The organism is Achromobacter sp. JUb104 (genome assembly GCF_024806975.1).
GTDB lineage: Bacteria > Pseudomonadota > Gammaproteobacteria > Burkholderiales > Burkholderiaceae_B > Achromobacter > Achromobacter spanius.
Genome location: NZ_JANUEY010000002.1, coordinates 52,537 through 67,914, shown reverse-complemented (window position 1 = coordinate 67,914; position 15,378 = coordinate 52,537). Strand labels below are relative to the sequence as shown.

Sequence of the window (15,378 nt, the reverse complement as noted above, 5' to 3'; positions counted from 1 at the left end):
ACCCTTCGGGGCGTAGCGCAGCCTGGTAGCGCATCTGCTTTGGGAGCAGAGGGTCGTGAGTTCGAATCCCACCGCCCCGACCAAAAAAATCAAGACCTTACGGTGATGTCCCGCAGTTCTGCTTTGTTTTAGTGGACTAGCTAGTGGACTAGTTGCAAAAGCCCTTCCTACGCGCCGCATAGGAGGGGCTTTTTTATGCTGTCTCACCCGGCAAGAGAGTTGCGAACCGGATTAATCGACCGTAAGCACTGAGAAAAGCGTGCTACAGCCTTTAGCCTAGTGTGTGCTCAGCGTCTAGTCTCGGCGTATCGAGGAGTCGCGCTTTAAAATCGAGTAATTCTTCGTCCGCGACATCGAAGCGTTGGATCCAGGCTTCTCCCTTGAGGCCAGTCAGACGGGGCTCGCCAGCGGCACTGGCGATCAGATGCAACCAGAATGCTGAACTGCGTAGAGGCTTGAGTACCGCGTTGGGAAGAACGTACTGCGGCGGTTTGCCATCAATTGCGGTCGGGGCAAGGTCCGGCTCATTGCCCGCTTGAATAACGATGCCGCTGTCGTAGTCATAGAAGGCGAACCAGTCAGGTGGCAACTCTGAGCGCAGCGTGGGTAGCCCCCCGGCTTGCGCCACCATGTCGCGGTTGATGGCAGTCAACCAAGAAACCGTTTTGAATGCATTCCGCTTGAGCTTGGCGGCTGAGAATGCAGGTGCGCCGACATCCACCCCACGCGCTTGTTCGGAGGTAAATGCCTCGGTAGGCTGGTTACTATTCCATTCGGAAGGGGACAATACAAAGCCGAAGCCTCCATGGCCGTGAAATGCTTGGAGCCGACGCGCAAATTCAACGAACATGGCCTGAAAGGCGGTGGGCCGCTCGATTATGTCGACGAAGGGTAGCGCGAACTGCAAGACATCCAGCTGACCGGTCTTCTTGGCGATCCAGGCTGGTTCAGCGTTGACATAGAAGGAATACGGCCCGGCATCCTCGCGCTTGGAACCGCTCGTGTACTGCAGGGCTATCTGCTCGTTCTGATCAAGCGCCTTGAAGAAGTCACGTATTGGTGCGGCCTTGGCGTAGGGCATGCATGGCGGGCCTGACGCGGGCTCCTCACGCCACAGCCACGTTAGCGCCTCACCTACATGAGCCCGGTATTCGTCAAAGCACTGGGCGATCGCCTCCCGCTTGGACTGCGTGTAGCCACCCTCAAAATATAAGGTGCCGGTGATGGCAATGACCGCGCCCACATAGTCGTGACGACTCTTCGGCATGAGCATCGCCCCGGGAAACTGCTGAGCTTGCGTGGTCTCGCGAAGTACGGCCGCGAAGGCTTCGTCGCTCATGTTGGGATCAAGGTCTGGCATAGGTCATCTCAGGGTATAGCGGGTGCGGGCACCGGGGTTCCACCGGGCAGGGGCGGCAAGCGGCCGCGCAAATACAGTCGCAGCAAAGTGTAGAGTGCCTGGCTGGCTGGCAACGCGTACTTGTCTAACTCCTCGGCCTGGCGTTCGCGCTCCTCCACCCGGTTGCAGTCGCATTGGGACGATTCGAGAAGAACGACCTTAGCTTCGCTACCGGCGATGCGCTCGTAGGCTTTCATCTGACCGGCTCCGGGATCATCGTTTGGGAACTTGATTTCCACCACCATGCGGATGTTGTCTTGGGTCGGCAAGCTCGTCGGATCGTTCACGATCACTACATCAGGGCGCCGGACGTAGCCGCGGTTGGCCTTCCACTCTGGCCGCTCCTTGTCTGGATCGCCCCAGTATTTGTCAATCCAGCCACGTAGCCACCCATGAGGCTGCGTGGCATCTTCGCTACTCATGATAGGTTCGGGCGGCTCTTGGGTCATGTCGTAGTTGACTTCGGGCTTGTAAGGACTGCGCCCCTGCAGAAGCTTGTCCAGTTCCTTGAGCCGGCTGGACACACAAACCTGGTTGAGCTTGCGGCCGTCCTTGCCGATACCAGGAGTGGCTTGGCACTTGCAGATCGCCGAGCACAACACAGATTGGTCTGGGGGCGCCAATCGGCTCAGTCCGGAACTCACAGGTGTTGTAGTGCCGGTGTCCGGGGACATTCCACCGCTCGTGGTGGGGGCTCCGTCGCTCATGACGCTTCTTCCTGCTCATGGGCAAGCAGTTCGAGCGACAGCATGTCCGGAGATTGACTTTCGATCCAGGCGGTATAACCATCGGAGTCCGTTGTGCCTTCCGATGGTGTGCCGTCGATGGTGCTTACTCGGTACTGCTGACCTGAGACGGGTTCTCGTGTAGCTTCATCGAACACCTGGAATCGGCCCCTGTAGGCCTGTGCCTTGGTATCGTTCGTTGTCATAGTGTTGGCGCCGGCAGCATCGTCCTCACGCCAAAAATGCTGGCTGGCGATGAGCGCAGCGCCACACGCGGTACGCATACCTTCAAGCGCGAGCCACTGCGAGCTACCCGTGGAACGAGTGCCCTCAACGATGGGGTATTCCCCTTTGCATCTCGGGCAAGTTGTCATATCGCCCTTGCGGGCCGCTGGCTTGCCAAAGACATTGAGGGTTTGGTCACCGGTGACGACAACACCACCATGGTTAGTCCGGTCACCAAGTCGTATGACGGCTCTTTGCATAGCTCCACGGTACAAGTCGGGGACTTCAACTTTACCAGTTGTATGGTGATGCCTGCAGCGGGTGGGGTGATAATCGAATTTCCACACCACTTAGCCAACGCATAAAAAAGGTCGGAGGTCCATGGCGCGCCCGCCCGAACGACGGAGTGTGGGCTCTGGGCCGCCAGCGCTACGGCTGTTCTTTGGGGGAGTGTTATTCCCGGACATGTTAAGAGGGCTCTTCCGATGGCACCCTGGCGGTAAAAAAAATAACTCTGCACTGCTCCGTGCCGTTGTAAAGGAGCCGTTGGACATTCAGACTGGAGTTGATTAATTAACTGGGAGCAGAGGGGCGTGAGTTCGAATCCCACCGCCCCGACCAAAAAATGAAAGGCCGTTAGTGAGCATTCTCACTAACGGCCTTTTTCATTTCAGAAAGCCTTTACTCAGTTAGCCGTGATCTTCGCGGCCTTGACTACCTTGCCCCAGCGGTCCAGTTCCGACTGCGTATACGCACCCAGTTCCTTCGGCCCCATGAAGATGGCTTCCGCCCCTTGTTCGGCGGCTTTCTGGCGGAAGGCGTCGGTCTTCATGATTTTCTGGATTTCACCGGCGATCTTGTCCACGACCGGGGCGGGCGTGTCCTTGGGGGCGTACATGGCGAACCACGACGACACGATCAGGTCGGGATAGCCGGCCTCGGCGGCGGTGGGCACGTTGGGCAGGGACGGCAGGCGGGTGTTGCCGGTGACGGCCAGCGCGCGCAGCTTGCCGGCGGCGATCTGGCCCAGCAGCGGCGGGGGCGTGGTGATGGTCATGTCCACGGCGCCGCCCAGCAGGTCGTTCAGCGCGGGGCCGGTGCCCTTGTAGGGGATGTGCGTGATCTGCGTGCCGGCCATCTGGTTCAGCAGTTCGGTGGCCACTTGTTGCAGCGAGCCGTTGCCGGACGATGCGTAGTTCAGCTTGCCCGGGTTGGCCTTGGCGTAGGCCACCAGTTCCTTGAGCGAATTGATGGGCAGGTCCGGGCGCACCACCACGACTTGCGGCGCCGACAGCACGTTGGCGACGGGGGCGAAGTCCTTGATCGGGTCCCAGCCGGCGGTGGGCGTGACGTGGGGCGTGATGACCTGGAAGCCGGAGTATTGCAGCAGCAGCGTGTAGCCGTCGGCCTTGGCGCGGGCCACCGTCTGCGCGGCGATGCCGCCCGAGGCGCCCGGCTTGTTCTCGACGACGACGCTCTGGCCCAGCGCCGCGCCCAGGGGCTGGGCGATCAGGCGGGCGGCGATGTCGGTGGTGCCGCCGGGCGCGGCGGACACGATCAGCGTGACCGGACGATTGGGAAAGTCGGCTTGGGCGCTGGCGGCGCTGGCGCCGAGGGTCAGGGCGGCGGCGATACCGGCGCGCAGGATGGTGGGCAGGCAGGGGAATGCCATGGAATGTCTCCTTGGTTTTTTATAGGTGTGGTCAAAACAAAAAACGGATAAACGGCTGCACTACATCGGTACTTCACTACATCGGTACTTCACTACATCGGTACTTCAGTGCATCGGTACTGCACTACATCGCGACTATTGCGGAAATCTCTCGGCCAGCCAGGCGGGCGCGGCGTGGGTCGCCAGGCGGGGCCCTGCTTGCAGCAAGGCGTTGCTCAGATCGCGCTGGACCAGCGCGGGCAAGCCGCGCACGATAGCCAGCAGCGGCGCAAGCGACACGCCGGTATCCACGCCCATGCAGGCGAACATGTGCACCAGTTCTTCGGTGTTGACGTTGCCGCTGGCGCCGGGCGCGTACGGGCATCCGCCCAGGCCGCCGGCCGCCGCGTCAAAGCGGGTGATGCCGGTTTGCCAGGCGGCCATCGCATTGGCCAGCGCCATGCCGCGCGTATTGTGCAGGTGCACGGTCAGCGCCATGCCGGGCAGCCGTGCGGACGCCTGCTCACACAAGGCGGCCACTTGCGTCGGGTACGCCATGCCGGTGGTGTCGCACAGGGTGATGCCGGTGGCGCCCGCATCCGCCAGCCGTGCGGCCAGGTCCAGCACCTGGTCGGCCGCCACGTCGCCGTCAAACGGGCAACCGAAGGCGGTGGACAGGGACACATTGCACGGCGTGCCGCTGCGGCCCGCTGCGGCCAGCACCTGCGACAGTTCCGCATACGACTGCTCGCGCGTCATGCGCAGGTTGGCGCGGTTATGCGTCTCGCTACAGGACATGACCAGGTTCATCTCGTCTGTGCCGGCTTCCAGCGCGCGTTCCAACCCGCGGATGTTGGGCACCAGCGCGGTATAGATCACGCCCGGTCGGCGGCGAATGCGGCGCATTACGTCGGCCGCGTCGGCCAGCGCTGGGATGGCCTTAGGCGACGTGAAACTGGTGACTTCGATGCGCGCAAAGCCACAGTCGGACAAAGCGTCCACGAAGGCGACCTTGTCGTCGGTGGCGACCAGGGTTTTTTCTATTTGCAGGCCGTCGCGGGGGCCGACTTCGTTGATCTCGATCTTGGTGGGGCCGGCGTTCATGCAATCACTCCCTTGGCGCGCAGCGCGTCGCGTTGTTCGTCCGACAAGCCCGCCTGCGCCAGCACGGCATCGGTGTGCTCGCCCAGCGTGGGCGCGCGTTCGCGGACCGCGCCGGGGTTGGCCGACAGATACGGAAAGACGGCCGGCATTTCCACTTGCACGCCGGCGGCGGACTCTACGGTGGTGATGGCATTGCGCGCACGGTAGTGCGGGTCGGCGGCAATATCCGCCACCGAATAGATGCGGCCAGCCGGCACGTCGGCTTCGCGCATCGCGGCCAACACGTCGTCGATCAGCCGGGTTTGCGTCCAAGCGCCGATGGCGGCGTCGATCTCGGCCACTCGTCGGGCACGGCCGTCGTTGTGCGCCAAGGCCGGGTCCTGGCCCAGATCGTCGCGGCCGATGCGTGCCATCAGGCGGGTGTAGATGGCGTCGCCGTTGCCGGCGATGAGCACGTAGCCGTCCTGGCACGGATAGGCGTTGGACGGCGCAATGCCCGGCAGCGCAGCACCGGCCGGTTCGCGCACGGCGCCGAACACGGAGTATTCCGGCAACAGGCTTTCGCTCAGGTTGAACAGGCTTTCGTAGAGGGCCGCGTCGATCACTTGGCCCACGCCGCCACGCGCATCGCGTTGGTACAGCGCCATCATCACGCCCAGCGCGCCATGCAGGCCGGCGATGGTGTCGCCCAGCGACAAGCCTGCCCGCACCGGCGCGCGGCCGGGTTCACCGTTCAGGTAGCGCAGCCCGGCCATGGCTTCGCCAATGGCGGCAAAGCCCGGCTCGCGCGCCTTGGGGCCGGTCTGGCCGTAGCCCGAGATGCGCAGCATGATCAAGCGCGGGTTCAGCGCATGCAGGGCTTCCCACGACAAGCCCCATTTTTCCAGGGTGCCGGGGCGAAAGTTTTCGATCAGCACGTCGGCCTGCTGGGCCAAGAGGCGCACGATGTCCTGGCCTTCCTGCTGGCGCAGGTCCACACACACCGACTGCTTGTTGCGCGACTGCGCTTCCCACCACACGGACGTGCCTTCGTGCAGCAAACGCCATTTGCGCAGCGGATCGCCTTGCCCGGGGGGCTCGATCTTGATGACCTGAGCGCCAAAATCCGCCAGGGTCTTGGCGGCGAACGGCCCTGCTATCAGTTGACCCAGCTCCAGCACGCGGATGCCAGCAAGAATCTGCCCAGCCATTTCGCCTCCCTGGCGACACTCGATATTGATAGGCGGCAGTGTGCGCGCAAAGCGGTGCCCGGCGGAATGGACAATCGGGGAAAGGGGTGTTCCCAGAACGAGAAACCCCGGGCAAACCCGCAGCGGCTTCGCCTTAGTTATCGCCGCGCAGATGGGCCAGCAACAGGCGCGCGCCTACGGTCAGCGTGTCGGCATCGCGCACGCCCAGCAGCAGCCAGCGGCGCGCCCATTCGTCGGTCAGGGGAATGAGCTTGATCGGCATCGACCGCGCGTGCGGCTCGGCCGCGATGCGCGGAAGGATGCCAACGCCACGGGTCGCCGCGACCATGCGGCAGATCGCGTCAAAGCTGCGCACCTGGATGCGCAAGCGCATCGCTCGCCCCAGACGCCCGCTTTCGTCGGACAAACGGGTAGCCAGCGACGTGGCCGGCGGCAGGCCCACGTAGTCGTAGGCCAAGGTGTCCGCAAACGCCACTTGCGCCTCAGAAGCCAAGGGGTGGCGCTGTGGCACGATCACCACCAGTTCATCCAAGCGGTAGGGGAAGGTCGACAAGCCGTCGGCGGGCGTACGGTCGGCGAATACGCCGATATCGGCGCGGTTCTCAAGCACGGCGGTGACGATGTCGCTGCTGTTCTGTTCTTCCAGGTCGATGCGCACGGCCGGGTGGCCATCCATGAAGGCGGCCAGGTCTTCGGGCAGGAACTGCGTCAGCGACGAGGTATTGGCGGCAATGCGCACCTGCCCGCGCACGCCTTGCGCGAAATCCGACAGCGCGCCCGTCATCTGCTCCACTTCCTGCAACACGCGCAGCGCATGGACCAGGCAGGCCTGGCCGGCGTCGGTCAGCTCCACCCCGGCGGCGTTGCGGTACAGCAGCGCGGTGCCCAGGGCGGTTTCCAGGTCGGAGATCCGCTTGCTGGCCGCCCCCACCGCCAGATGCGATTGGCGCGCGCCAGCCGAGATGCTGCCCTGGCGCGCAACGGCAACAAACAGGGCGAGTGTGACGAGGTCGATACGGGCAAGGTTCATGGAAAAATCCGGCGCGGGGTATGCCAAGGCGGTGGCGGGCTGAATGCTGTAGCCGGGCCGCCAGGGCAATAATTATGTCCGAATTTTTCCTTTGGTCCTTGAGGGGGGAGGCGCGCTACTCGCTGATGTGATGGAACTGAACCGAGTCCGGGTCGATGCCGCCCAAGCGAAGGCGGCCATCCAGATCTTCCTGCGCTTCATCGGCATCATCCCTTGCAGGCAATTCCAGCCAGTTCGCCAGCTCGCGCTTTGCCTGGGTAGCGTCTGAAATACTGCCATTGACCAAGGCGACGCCGTCGCCGCCGTGCAGTTTTCGATAGCTGATCTGCGTTTTCATTTGTGTCTCCTGTTGAGTCGGCACGATCCGCTATTGCCCAGCAAGTATTGTTCCTTGAACGACCTCCATGCGCCGCTTGAAGGTGGCCACACAGTCGCGAAGATCACGCTCGCCGGTTTTTGAAGGTCAGTTGTCCAGCGTAACCCCGGTTTCTTGCACGATGGCTTTCCACTTCAGGCTTTCCTGCTGCAGTTCGCGTTCGAACGCAGCCGGATCGCCGGTGCGTGCCACGAAGCCGTTTTGCAGGAATGCCTTCTGGATCGCCGGGTCGGCCAGCACCGTGTTCAAGGCTCGCGACCAACGGTCCACGACCTCGGGCGGAACACCACGCGGCGCCGCCAAGCCCCACCAGTTGCTCAACACCACGTCGGGCGCACCGGCTTCGCGCAGGGTCGGCACATCGGGCATGGATGCAAAGCGTTCGGGCGCGGCCACGGCCAGCGCGCGGATTCGGTTCTGCGGGGCGTAGGCCGCCCCGACGCTATACCCGCCCAGGTACATCTGCACTTCGTTGGCCAACAGCGCCTGTACGCCCGGCGCCGATCCCCGGTAGGGAATGTGCGTCATGCGCGCTTGCATGGCTTGCGACAACATGAAGGCCGACAGATGTGGCGACGTGCCCGAGCCGGGTGATCCATAGTTCAATTTGCCGGCGTTGGCCTGCGCATACTGCTTGAATTGCGCAAAGGTGGTGGCGGGTACCGCCGCGCTGATATAGATGAACGAAGGCACGTCGGCCAGTTTCGCGATGGGCTGCAGGTCGGACAGCGGGTCGAAGCCCAGCTTGCGGTACAGGAATTGATTGATGACGAAGTTATTTGCCGCGCCCAGCACCAGCGTGTAGCCGTCGGGCTTGGCGCGCACCACTTCCTGCACGCCGATGTTGCCGCCCGCGCCGCTGCGGTAATCCACGATCAGGTGTTGCCCCAGCTCCTGTTCCAGCCGGGGTTGCAGTTGGCGCAGCGCGATGTCACCCGCGGCGCCGGGCGCGTAGGGCAGGACGATGCGCACGGGGCGGTCGGGGTATTGCGCGGCAGCTGGCGAAGCAAGGCTCAGGCCCAGCGCCATGGCTGCGGTCATTACCGTTGACAACGTAGCGGAGAGCATCGGTAGCGTGCGGTTCATCGTGGTTCCCTTGAGTTCGCCCGTGCGCAGCATGCCGTAAGGCCTTATGCCACGCCGGGACGTTGTTAGGTAAGACAAGCCGCGTTCTACGCGCGGTCGTAATAGCCCCCTGCCACTGAACTCCCTACAGATCAATGCGCATCAGGTCGTGCGCCAGGCGTAGCGGACCCGAGTAGTTCTTGCGTATGTCGGCGGCGATGTCGTCCATCAAGTGCGGCCCCATCAATTCCACCGGCAGATGCTTGGCAGCCGCGCGTTTCAACACGGGGCTGCAGGAATCAAAGTGACCGAAGTGGGTGGCGACCAGGCTTTTTACGCCGGCCTCGCTTGCGATCTTGCCCAGGTCGGTCGGGCTGGTGTGGGCGTAAGTGCCTACGCCCGTCTTGGCCCGATGGGCGATGAAGGATTCTGGGAAAGTGCATTCGTGGATCAGCAAGTCGGCGTCCCGCGCCAGGTTGACCATGGCCGGGCAGGGCGCTGTGTCGCCGCTGAACGACACAACCTTGCCTTCGGCCTCGATGCGCACGCCAAAGCACTCGCAGATGTCGCGTGGGATGTGCTCAACCCAATCCACGCTGATGCGCACGTCGTCATCCTCGAACACCACGCCCGGCGCCACCTCGCGCACGATGGGCCGCACCGCTTCAATGTTTGCCTGGCGCACGGGATACGAACTGCGTGCCTGGAAATCTGCATGGAAGGCGCCGTTCTCGAATAAGTGGTCCACGAATTTCTGGGTGCCGCGCGGGCCCAGCAGCAGTGGGCTGCCTGTTTTGTTCAGCATCCAGCTGGAGATCACGAAGTACGGATAGTCGCAGATGTGGTCGTGATGCAGATGGGTCAGGAATACGAACCCGACATCGGCCGGGTTCACATTGGCGCGCACCATTTGGCGGGTGGCGCCTTCGCCACAGTCGAACAGATAGTGCTTGCCGTTATTCAGCGTCAGCAAGATGGCCGATTGGCCTCGGTCTGGATCGGGCAACGCTGCCCCCGTCCCCAACATCGTGATCTTCATGGGATTGCCCTCTGCGCTTGGCGCTGGTGATGGAAGAGTCAGTGTAGGCAGCGTGTAATTCGGGAATAATCAGAATTCATGATCTAGTGAAAACCAATTGGAATCACTGAAATGACACCCGAACCGCGTATTCCGACCATTCGCCAGATTCGTTCACGCTTGCGCGTTCGCCATCTGGACCTGCTGCAGGCGCTGGACAGCACGCGCAGCGTGCACAAGGCGGCCGCGCAGTTGGGCATGACCCAGCCGGCGGCCAGCAAGCTGCTGGTGGAACTTGAGACGACGTTTGGCGTGCCCTTGTTCATCCGCTCGCGCCGTGGCATCTCGCCTACGGTCTATGGCCAGGCGCTGGTTCACAAGGCAGCCGTCCTGCTGTCGGACCTGGACGGCGCGCGCAGCGAACTTGATGCGATGACGCGGGGCGCCTCGGGGCGCGTGCGGGTCGGTGTATTGCAGGCGGTGCTGCCGGTGCTGATTCCGCGCGCGTTGACGCAACTGCGCGAGCAGTCCGCGGGCGTGACGGTCATGCTGCAGGAAGGGTCATACGACGCCTTGCTCAACAGCTTGGCGCGGGGTGAACTGGACTGCGTGATCGGACGGCTGATGGTGGGCAAGGGCCAGGCGGAGTTCCATACCGAAGTCCTGTACGACGAACCCATCCATATCGTGGCGCGAGTCGGGCATCCGCTGGTGCGCTCGTCGCGCGTGAACGCGGCGACCTTGGCGCGCCAGTCCTGGATTCTGCCGCCACCACAGGCGCCGCTACGTGAACGCATCGACGCCTACTTCGCCGAGCAGAATCTGTCGTTGATGGATCCCGTGGTGGAATCCGTCAGCCTGCTTGCCAACGAGGTGCTGCTGCGCCATTCCGACGTGCTGGCGGCCATGCCGCGCGGGGTCGCGCTGCATTACGCCCGGCTGGGCGTGCTGGCGATCTTGAAGTTCCAGCCCGGATGGACGCTGCCGCCGGTGGGCGTCGTCACGCGCAGTGACGCCGAAATCTCACCCTCGCTGCACGTATTCCTGCAGGCGGTCCGGGCTGAGGCGGCGGCGTTGGATCAAAGCGACGGCAGGGGAAAATGAGTGGCCTCCCAGACGCTTGCCGGGTGGCCGGGATCGCGCATGGCGGCCCGTGCTTACTTCGCGGTGTCTTTACCGGCTTTGCGCAGCGCGCGGCCCATGTCCAGGTGGCGCTTCAACATAGGCAGCGTGTCGGCGGCAAAGCGCTTCAGGTCATCGTCCGTGGCCCGCTTGGCCGCTTCCTCAAACAATTCAATGGCGTCCTCATGCGCCGCTACGGCGATCTCGTCGCCATAAGCCTCGTCAAAGCCGTCGCCGCGTAGTTCCAGCGCTTTCAACCGGGCGCTTTGCACCAGCGATGGCTGCGTGGGCGTTTCGTATCCCTTTTGTTTGGCCAGGTGCTGTAGTTGCCGTCCCAGTGCGGTGTGGTCGTCGATCATCTTCTGGGCGAATTGCTTGACTTGCGTGTCGCGGGACTTTTCCAGGGCAAGCTTGCCAGCCGCGATTTCCAGGTAGCCGGATTCCGCGGCTTTGGTCAGAAAGCCGCGGTCTTCGCTATTCAATTTGGTGATCGCGGCGGAAGAGTCCGCAGCGCCAGGAGCGGCGGTGGGTTGGGCCAAGGCGTAGCTTGGCGCGCCCAGCGCAAAGGCAATGCAAAGGGCGGCGTTCAATAGGGGCTGGTTCATGCTGATCTCCTGGGTGACACCCGCAGGCAGACGGAGGCCGGTCATTCCGGCAGGCCTTGCAGGCGTCGCCAGTTTGCGGAGCAAGCCGCATGCCCACCGCACCGGGCGTGCGCAAACCCTTTTTTTTGGCGAACCGCTAGGGCGCGGACGGCAGCAATTGCATCCCCGTGCGGCGGACGAATTCGTCGTAGCTGATCGGGGCGCTTGCTTTTGCGCTGGCGTTGTTGGCCTGCCAGTGCACCCATGAGCGGCGCGTGGTGGCGTCGTACACCACCTTGTAGACGTGGCTGGGCACCGCCACGCCGAAGCCGATGGATGCAGGCTTGCCGGCGTAGTAGGGGCCGGTATAGACATACACATCGCCCGCCGCGCGCATGACGTATTTGCGGGTGTCTTGCTCGATGCGGCTCCAGGGGCCGGCGTTTTGCGTCTGGTCTTGCGGCACCATGTTGGCAAGCGAAAAGCTCTGCGCCATGGCGTCCCGGGAATACATGTCGCCGGCGGGCGCCATGTGGCCGCGCGAGTAGCCGGACCCCTTGTAGTCGTCCAGGCTGGCGCGTTCGCCGCTGGGCAGGCGGGCTTCGGCGTAGAACTTGTCGGTGCGCTGCAAGCCCTGCGCCTGCGTCAGCAGCTTGCGGTTCAGGCGTTCGGCGACAAACACCGGCGTTTTGGTCTGGCCGTTGTGCAGGACGGCAAACGCTGAAAAGCACAGCTCGCGCAGCGCGGGGGCCGAGGGCACGACGGGCAGGTTGCCGGATGGGAAAAACTGCGGGCAGTCGGCGAAGCGAGTGTGGGTCAACGCCCCGGAAGGGATGGCAGCCGGGGCAAACTTTTCCTGGGCTGGCCACCCCAAGCGCGCCAGGATGGCATCCGGCGAGAACTGCGCGGGCCATTGCGGCTTCAAGACATAGGTGGTGGCGCCGAAGCTGGCCAGTGACGAAACCAGAAGCGCCCTGAAGAACCGATAGGCACGGCTTGCCGATTTGCTATTGCCCCGAGCTACCGGGCGTTTTCTTGTCGATGCTGTTTTCTTCGCGCGCGTCATGCTACCTGTGTGTTGCGGGCTGGGCCACCGTAGGGCCAGCGTCGCCGAATTGTAGATGACTGACTGCGGGCGACCGCAAGCTCAGTCCGCTACAACAACAGTTCGTCACAACACCAGTTTCAATCCGATCGCAAACATCGCCACGCCCACGCAGCCGTCCAGCACCCGCCAGGCGTTGGGGTTCGCAAACAGCGGTCGCAGCAGCCGGGCGCCATAGCCCAGCGTGAAGAAAAACGTGAACGACGCGCACATGGCGCCCAGCGCGAAGGCGGTTTTGGCGCCGTCGTACTGGCTGGATATCGACCCCAGCAGCACCACGGTGTCCAGGTACACATGCGGGTTGAGCCAGGTGAACGCCAGGCAGGCGGCCAGGGTGGCGGCAAGCCCGGTTGTCTGCCGGGCGGAAGGCGCCAGGCTGTCGTGCTGGGCGCGCAAGGCCGAGCGCAAGCTGCGCGCGGCGTAGATAAAGAGGAACAACGCGCCGCCGTAGCGCATGGCGGGTTCCAGCCAGGGCAGTGTGTTGGCCGCCAGCCCAAAGCCCGCCACCCCCGCCGCAATCAGGATGGCGTCTGAGGCGGCGCAGGTCAGGCAGACCGCGAACACGTATTCCTGGCGCAAGCCTTGTCGCAGGACGAAAGCGTTTTGCGCGCCGATGGCGACGATCAAGCTAAGGCCGAGCAGGAACCCGGGAATGAATGCGGTCGTCATGGCAACTCTCGTGGCAACCCTTATGGAAAGGCCGACAGACTAGCCGCTGACAGGGGATTAGAAAAACTAAATAATCTAAATCAACATTAGTTCGTCTAAACAACATGGTGGCCAGGTGTCACGCCGACGCCCGGCCCGCCGCGACCAGATGGTCCAGCAACAGGCTGGCCGCCGCCGACAGCGAATGCGCGTCGCGCATGCAGATGGCAAAGCGGCGATGGCTCCAGGGGTCATGCAAGGGCAACACGCGCAGGCCATGGGCCAGGGCATAGGGCGTGGCCACCTCGATGGGCGCCACGCTGATGGCCAGGCCTGCCAGCACGACGCGGAACGCGGAGTCGAAATTACTGACGGTGACGCGGTGGCGCAAAGACTTGCCGCTTTGGTTGGCGGCGGTTTGCAACATGCGCAAGACCGCACTAGCGGCGGGCATGTTGACGTGCTCGTAGTCCAAGGCCTCGTCGAACCAGACCGCGTCGCGTTCGGCCAGCGGATGATCGGGCGCCGTGACGACAGCCAGGCGGTCGCCCCGGTATGGCCGGGTGTCCAGCCCATGAAAGTCGGCCGCGTCCCAGCAGATGCCCAGGCTGGCGATGCCGCCCTTGACCTCTCGCACGACGTCCTGGCTGACGCGCTCTTCCATGTCTACGCGGATGTTGCGGTGGGGGGCGGCTTGCAGGAATGCCGCGATGTCCTCGGCCAGGGATTCAGCCAGAATGGACGCGGTGGCCAGGATGCGCACCTGCCCCTTCACGCCGCTGGCGTAGGCCGACATGTCGCGTTCAATGCGTTGCGAACTGGCCAGTATCGCGCGCGCGTGTTCCAGCAGGGTTTCGCCGGCCTCGGTGGGTTCGACGCCCCGACGCTTGCGCGTCAACAGCTTGGCGCCCACGGTGTCTTCCAACTGCGCCAGGCGTTTGCTGATGGCCGAGCCGACGATGTTGGCGTGTTGGCCGGCGCGGGCGATGTTGCCGGTTTCACAGACGGAGATGAACAGGCGCAGGGTGGTGATGTCCAGGTCGCGCATGACGGGGCCGCCTTATTTAGAAGTTCCAAAATGGAATATTAGTCGTTCCGGAATACCGCTTGTGCGTGAATCGAGAATATCTAAACTGGCTTGGTCGCTTGATGAAGCCTTACTGGATAACGCCGCTGCCATGCCGATCGCCCCGTCCTCCTGTTTTCCGAACCGCGCCACGGTGCGCGAAGTGGGGCTGCGCGACGGCTTGCAAAGCCTGTCCGTCGTGATGCCCACGCAAACCAAGCTTGAATGGATCGATGCGGCCTACGCGGCCGGCCAGCGCGAGATTGAAGTGGGGTCATTCGTACCCGCCCGCTTGTTGCCCCAGTTGGCGGATACCGAGACCTTGGTGGCCCACGCCAAACGCCTGGATGGACTAACGGTGTCGGTCTTGGTGCCCAACTTGAAAGGCGCCGAACGCGCGCTGGCCAGCGGCGCGGACCTGATGCTGGTGCCCTTGTCGGCCAGCCATGCCCATAGCTTGGCCAACCTGCGCAAGACCCCGGATGAGGTGGTGACGATGGTGGGCCAGATGCGCGCGGCGCGCGATGCGGCCGGGTCGTCGATGCTGATTGAAGGCGGGGTGGGCACGGCGTTCGGCTGCACCTTGCAGGGCCATGTTCCGCCGCAGGAAGTATTGCGGCTGATGCAGGCCTTGCTGGATGCGGGCGCCGACCGCGTCAGCCTGGCCGATACGGTGGGCTACGCCGACCCCGCTGCGGTGCGGCGGCTTTTTGACGAGGCGCGCCGCCTGGCGGGCGACCGCCTGTGCTGCGCGCACTTTCATGACACGCGGGGCTTGGGGCTGGCCAATGTGCTGGCCGCGTTGGAAACGGGCGTGTCGCGTTTTGACGCTTGCCTGGCGGGCATCGGCGGCTGCCCGCATGCCCCCGGCGCCAGCGGCAATGTCAGCACGGAAGACCTGGTTTTCATGCTGGAAAGCATGGGCATCGCCACCGGCGTGGACATCAGCCGATTGCTGGCGCTGCGTCAGAAGGTTGGCGTCTGGCTGCCGGACCAGCCCTTGCACGGCGCGCTGTGGCAGGCCGGCCTGCCCAAGACGTTCCATTCCCTATCCGGCGCGGCTGCCTGAT

16 protein-coding genes and 1 tRNA gene are annotated in these 15,378 nt (G+C 63.6%); 3 read left to right on the top strand and 14 right to left on the bottom strand.

The window, feature by feature from the left end:
• The first annotated feature begins 6 nt into the window (after positions 1–6).
• Positions 7–83: transfer RNA gene (locus M2361_RS12230), tRNA-Pro, on the top strand.
• Between the two features lie 188 nt (positions 84–271).
• On the opposite strand, the gene M2361_RS12225 is transcribed toward M2361_RS12230, so the two are convergent.
• The 10 genes from M2361_RS12225 to M2361_RS12180 form a co-directional block, all read right to left on the bottom strand.
• Positions 272–1,339, bottom strand: a complete 1,068-nt coding sequence (locus M2361_RS12225) for a DUF3396 domain-containing protein (RefSeq protein WP_259249344.1) — start codon at positions 1,337–1,339, stop codon at positions 272–274.
• A gap of 29 nt (positions 1,340–1,368) precedes the next feature.
• Positions 1,369–2,073: a VRR-NUC domain-containing protein gene (locus M2361_RS12220; RefSeq protein WP_259249343.1), complete on the bottom strand. Its 705-nt coding sequence runs from the start codon at positions 2,071–2,073 to the stop codon at positions 1,369–1,371.
• A 29-nt stretch (positions 2,074–2,102) separates the two neighbouring features.
• Entirely contained in the window at positions 2,103–2,609 is a 507-nt protein-coding gene (locus M2361_RS12215) for a PAAR domain-containing protein (protein WP_259249342.1), read from the bottom strand.
• 425 nt (positions 2,610–3,034) lie between these two features.
• A complete protein-coding gene (locus M2361_RS12210; protein ID WP_259249341.1) occupies positions 3,035–4,021 on the bottom strand; it encodes a tripartite tricarboxylate transporter substrate binding protein in 987 nt (328 codons plus the stop codon).
• 135 nt (positions 4,022–4,156) lie between these two features.
• Entirely contained in the window at positions 4,157–5,104 is a 948-nt protein-coding gene (locus M2361_RS12205; RefSeq protein WP_259249340.1) for a hydroxymethylglutaryl-CoA lyase, read from the bottom strand.
• Positions 5,101–6,294 (bottom strand): CaiB/BaiF CoA-transferase family protein, encoded by a 1,194-nt coding sequence (locus M2361_RS12200; RefSeq protein WP_259249339.1) that lies wholly within the window; start codon positions 6,292–6,294, stop codon positions 5,101–5,103. Before M2361_RS12200 ends, M2361_RS12205 begins: the two co-directional genes overlap by 4 nt.
• A 133-nt stretch (positions 6,295–6,427) precedes the next feature.
• Complete coding sequence (locus tag M2361_RS12195; RefSeq protein ID WP_100854965.1) at positions 6,428–7,324, bottom strand: LysR substrate-binding domain-containing protein; 897 nt, start codon at positions 7,322–7,324, stop codon at positions 6,428–6,430.
• Between the two features lie 115 nt (positions 7,325–7,439).
• On the bottom strand, positions 7,440–7,661 hold the full coding sequence (locus tag M2361_RS12190; RefSeq protein WP_259249338.1) for a hypothetical protein: 222 nt from the start codon (positions 7,659–7,661) through the stop codon (positions 7,440–7,442).
• A gap of 126 nt (positions 7,662–7,787) precedes the next feature.
• The gene (locus M2361_RS12185; protein ID WP_259249337.1) at positions 7,788–8,819 is read right to left on the bottom strand and encodes a tripartite tricarboxylate transporter substrate binding protein; all 1,032 of its coding nucleotides are present in this window, start codon (positions 8,817–8,819) and stop codon (positions 7,788–7,790) included.
• A 91-nt stretch (positions 8,820–8,910) separates the two neighbouring features.
• Positions 8,911–9,804, bottom strand: a complete 894-nt coding sequence (locus tag M2361_RS12180; RefSeq protein ID WP_259249336.1) for an MBL fold metallo-hydrolase — start codon at positions 9,802–9,804, stop codon at positions 8,911–8,913.
• Positions 9,805–9,915: 111 nt separating this feature from the next.
• Here M2361_RS12180 and M2361_RS12175 point away from each other — a divergent pair, with 111 nt between their 5' ends.
• On the top strand, positions 9,916–10,887 hold the full coding sequence (locus M2361_RS12175; RefSeq protein WP_259249335.1) for a LysR substrate-binding domain-containing protein: 972 nt from the start codon (positions 9,916–9,918) through the stop codon (positions 10,885–10,887).
• A 53-nt stretch (positions 10,888–10,940) separates the two neighbouring features.
• Here the strand turns inward: M2361_RS12175 and M2361_RS12170 are convergent, their stop codons facing one another.
• The 4 genes from M2361_RS12170 to M2361_RS12155 all read right to left on the bottom strand — a co-directional run bounded on the left by M2361_RS12170 (position 10,941) and on the right by M2361_RS12155 (position 14,290).
• A complete protein-coding gene (locus tag M2361_RS12170) occupies positions 10,941–11,510 on the bottom strand; it encodes a DUF4142 domain-containing protein (protein ID WP_259249334.1) in 570 nt (189 codons plus the stop codon).
• Positions 11,511–11,646: 136 nt separating this feature from the next.
• Positions 11,647–12,555, bottom strand: coding sequence for a DNA/RNA non-specific endonuclease (locus M2361_RS12165; RefSeq protein ID WP_259249333.1), 909 nt, complete (start codon positions 12,553–12,555; stop codon positions 11,647–11,649).
• Positions 12,556–12,660: 105 nt separating this feature from the next.
• On the bottom strand, positions 12,661–13,263 hold the full coding sequence (locus M2361_RS12160) for a LysE/ArgO family amino acid transporter (protein WP_259249332.1): 603 nt from the start codon (positions 13,261–13,263) through the stop codon (positions 12,661–12,663).
• Positions 13,264–13,381: 118 nt separating this feature from the next.
• Positions 13,382–14,290, bottom strand: coding sequence for a LysR family transcriptional regulator (locus M2361_RS12155; RefSeq protein WP_259249331.1), 909 nt, complete (start codon positions 14,288–14,290; stop codon positions 13,382–13,384).
• 130 nt (positions 14,291–14,420) lie between these two features.
• Here M2361_RS12155 and M2361_RS12150 point away from each other — a divergent pair, with 130 nt between their 5' ends.
• A complete protein-coding gene (locus M2361_RS12150) occupies positions 14,421–15,377 on the top strand; it encodes a hydroxymethylglutaryl-CoA lyase (RefSeq protein ID WP_259249330.1) in 957 nt (318 codons plus the stop codon).
• Position 15,378: the final 1 nt, after the last annotated feature.

Bases quoted from the DNA above. Each gene is read 5' to 3' on its own strand.
- M2361_RS12180 (WP_259249336.1), bottom strand. From the start codon at position 9,804: ATGAAGATCACGATGTTGGGGACGGGGGCAGCGTTGCCCGATCCAGAC.
- M2361_RS12150 (WP_259249330.1), top strand. From the start codon at position 14,421: ATGCCGATCGCCCCGTCCTCCTGTTTTCCGAACCGCGCCACGGTGCGC.
- M2361_RS12225 (WP_259249344.1), bottom strand. From the start codon at position 1,339: ATGAGCGACGAAGCCTTCGCGGCCGTACTTCGCGAGACCACGCAAGCT.
- M2361_RS12160 (WP_259249332.1), bottom strand. From the start codon at position 13,263: ATGACGACCGCATTCATTCCCGGGTTCCTGCTCGGCCTTAGCTTGATC.
- M2361_RS12195 (WP_100854965.1), bottom strand. From the start codon at position 7,324: ATGAACCTTGCCCGTATCGACCTCGTCACACTCGCCCTGTTTGTTGCC.
- M2361_RS12200 (WP_259249339.1), bottom strand. From the start codon at position 6,294: ATGGCTGGGCAGATTCTTGCTGGCATCCGCGTGCTGGAGCTGGGTCAA.
- M2361_RS12165 (WP_259249333.1), bottom strand. From the start codon at position 12,555: ATGACGCGCGCGAAGAAAACAGCATCGACAAGAAAACGCCCGGTAGCT.
- M2361_RS12205 (WP_259249340.1), bottom strand. From the start codon at position 5,104: ATGAACGCCGGCCCCACCAAGATCGAGATCAACGAAGTCGGCCCCCGC.
- M2361_RS12175 (WP_259249335.1), top strand. From the start codon at position 9,916: ATGACACCCGAACCGCGTATTCCGACCATTCGCCAGATTCGTTCACGC.
- M2361_RS12190 (WP_259249338.1), bottom strand. From the start codon at position 7,661: ATGAAAACGCAGATCAGCTATCGAAAACTGCACGGCGGCGACGGCGTC.
- M2361_RS12155 (WP_259249331.1), bottom strand. From the start codon at position 14,290: ATGCGCGACCTGGACATCACCACCCTGCGCCTGTTCATCTCCGTCTGT.
- M2361_RS12215 (WP_259249342.1), bottom strand. From the start codon at position 2,609: ATGCAAAGAGCCGTCATACGACTTGGTGACCGGACTAACCATGGTGGT.
- M2361_RS12210 (WP_259249341.1), bottom strand. From the start codon at position 4,021: ATGGCATTCCCCTGCCTGCCCACCATCCTGCGCGCCGGTATCGCCGCC.
- M2361_RS12170 (WP_259249334.1), bottom strand. From the start codon at position 11,510: ATGAACCAGCCCCTATTGAACGCCGCCCTTTGCATTGCCTTTGCGCTG.
- M2361_RS12185 (WP_259249337.1), bottom strand. From the start codon at position 8,819: ATGCTGCGCACGGGCGAACTCAAGGGAACCACGATGAACCGCACGCTA.
- M2361_RS12220 (WP_259249343.1), bottom strand. From the start codon at position 2,073: ATGTCCCCGGACACCGGCACTACAACACCTGTGAGTTCCGGACTGAGC.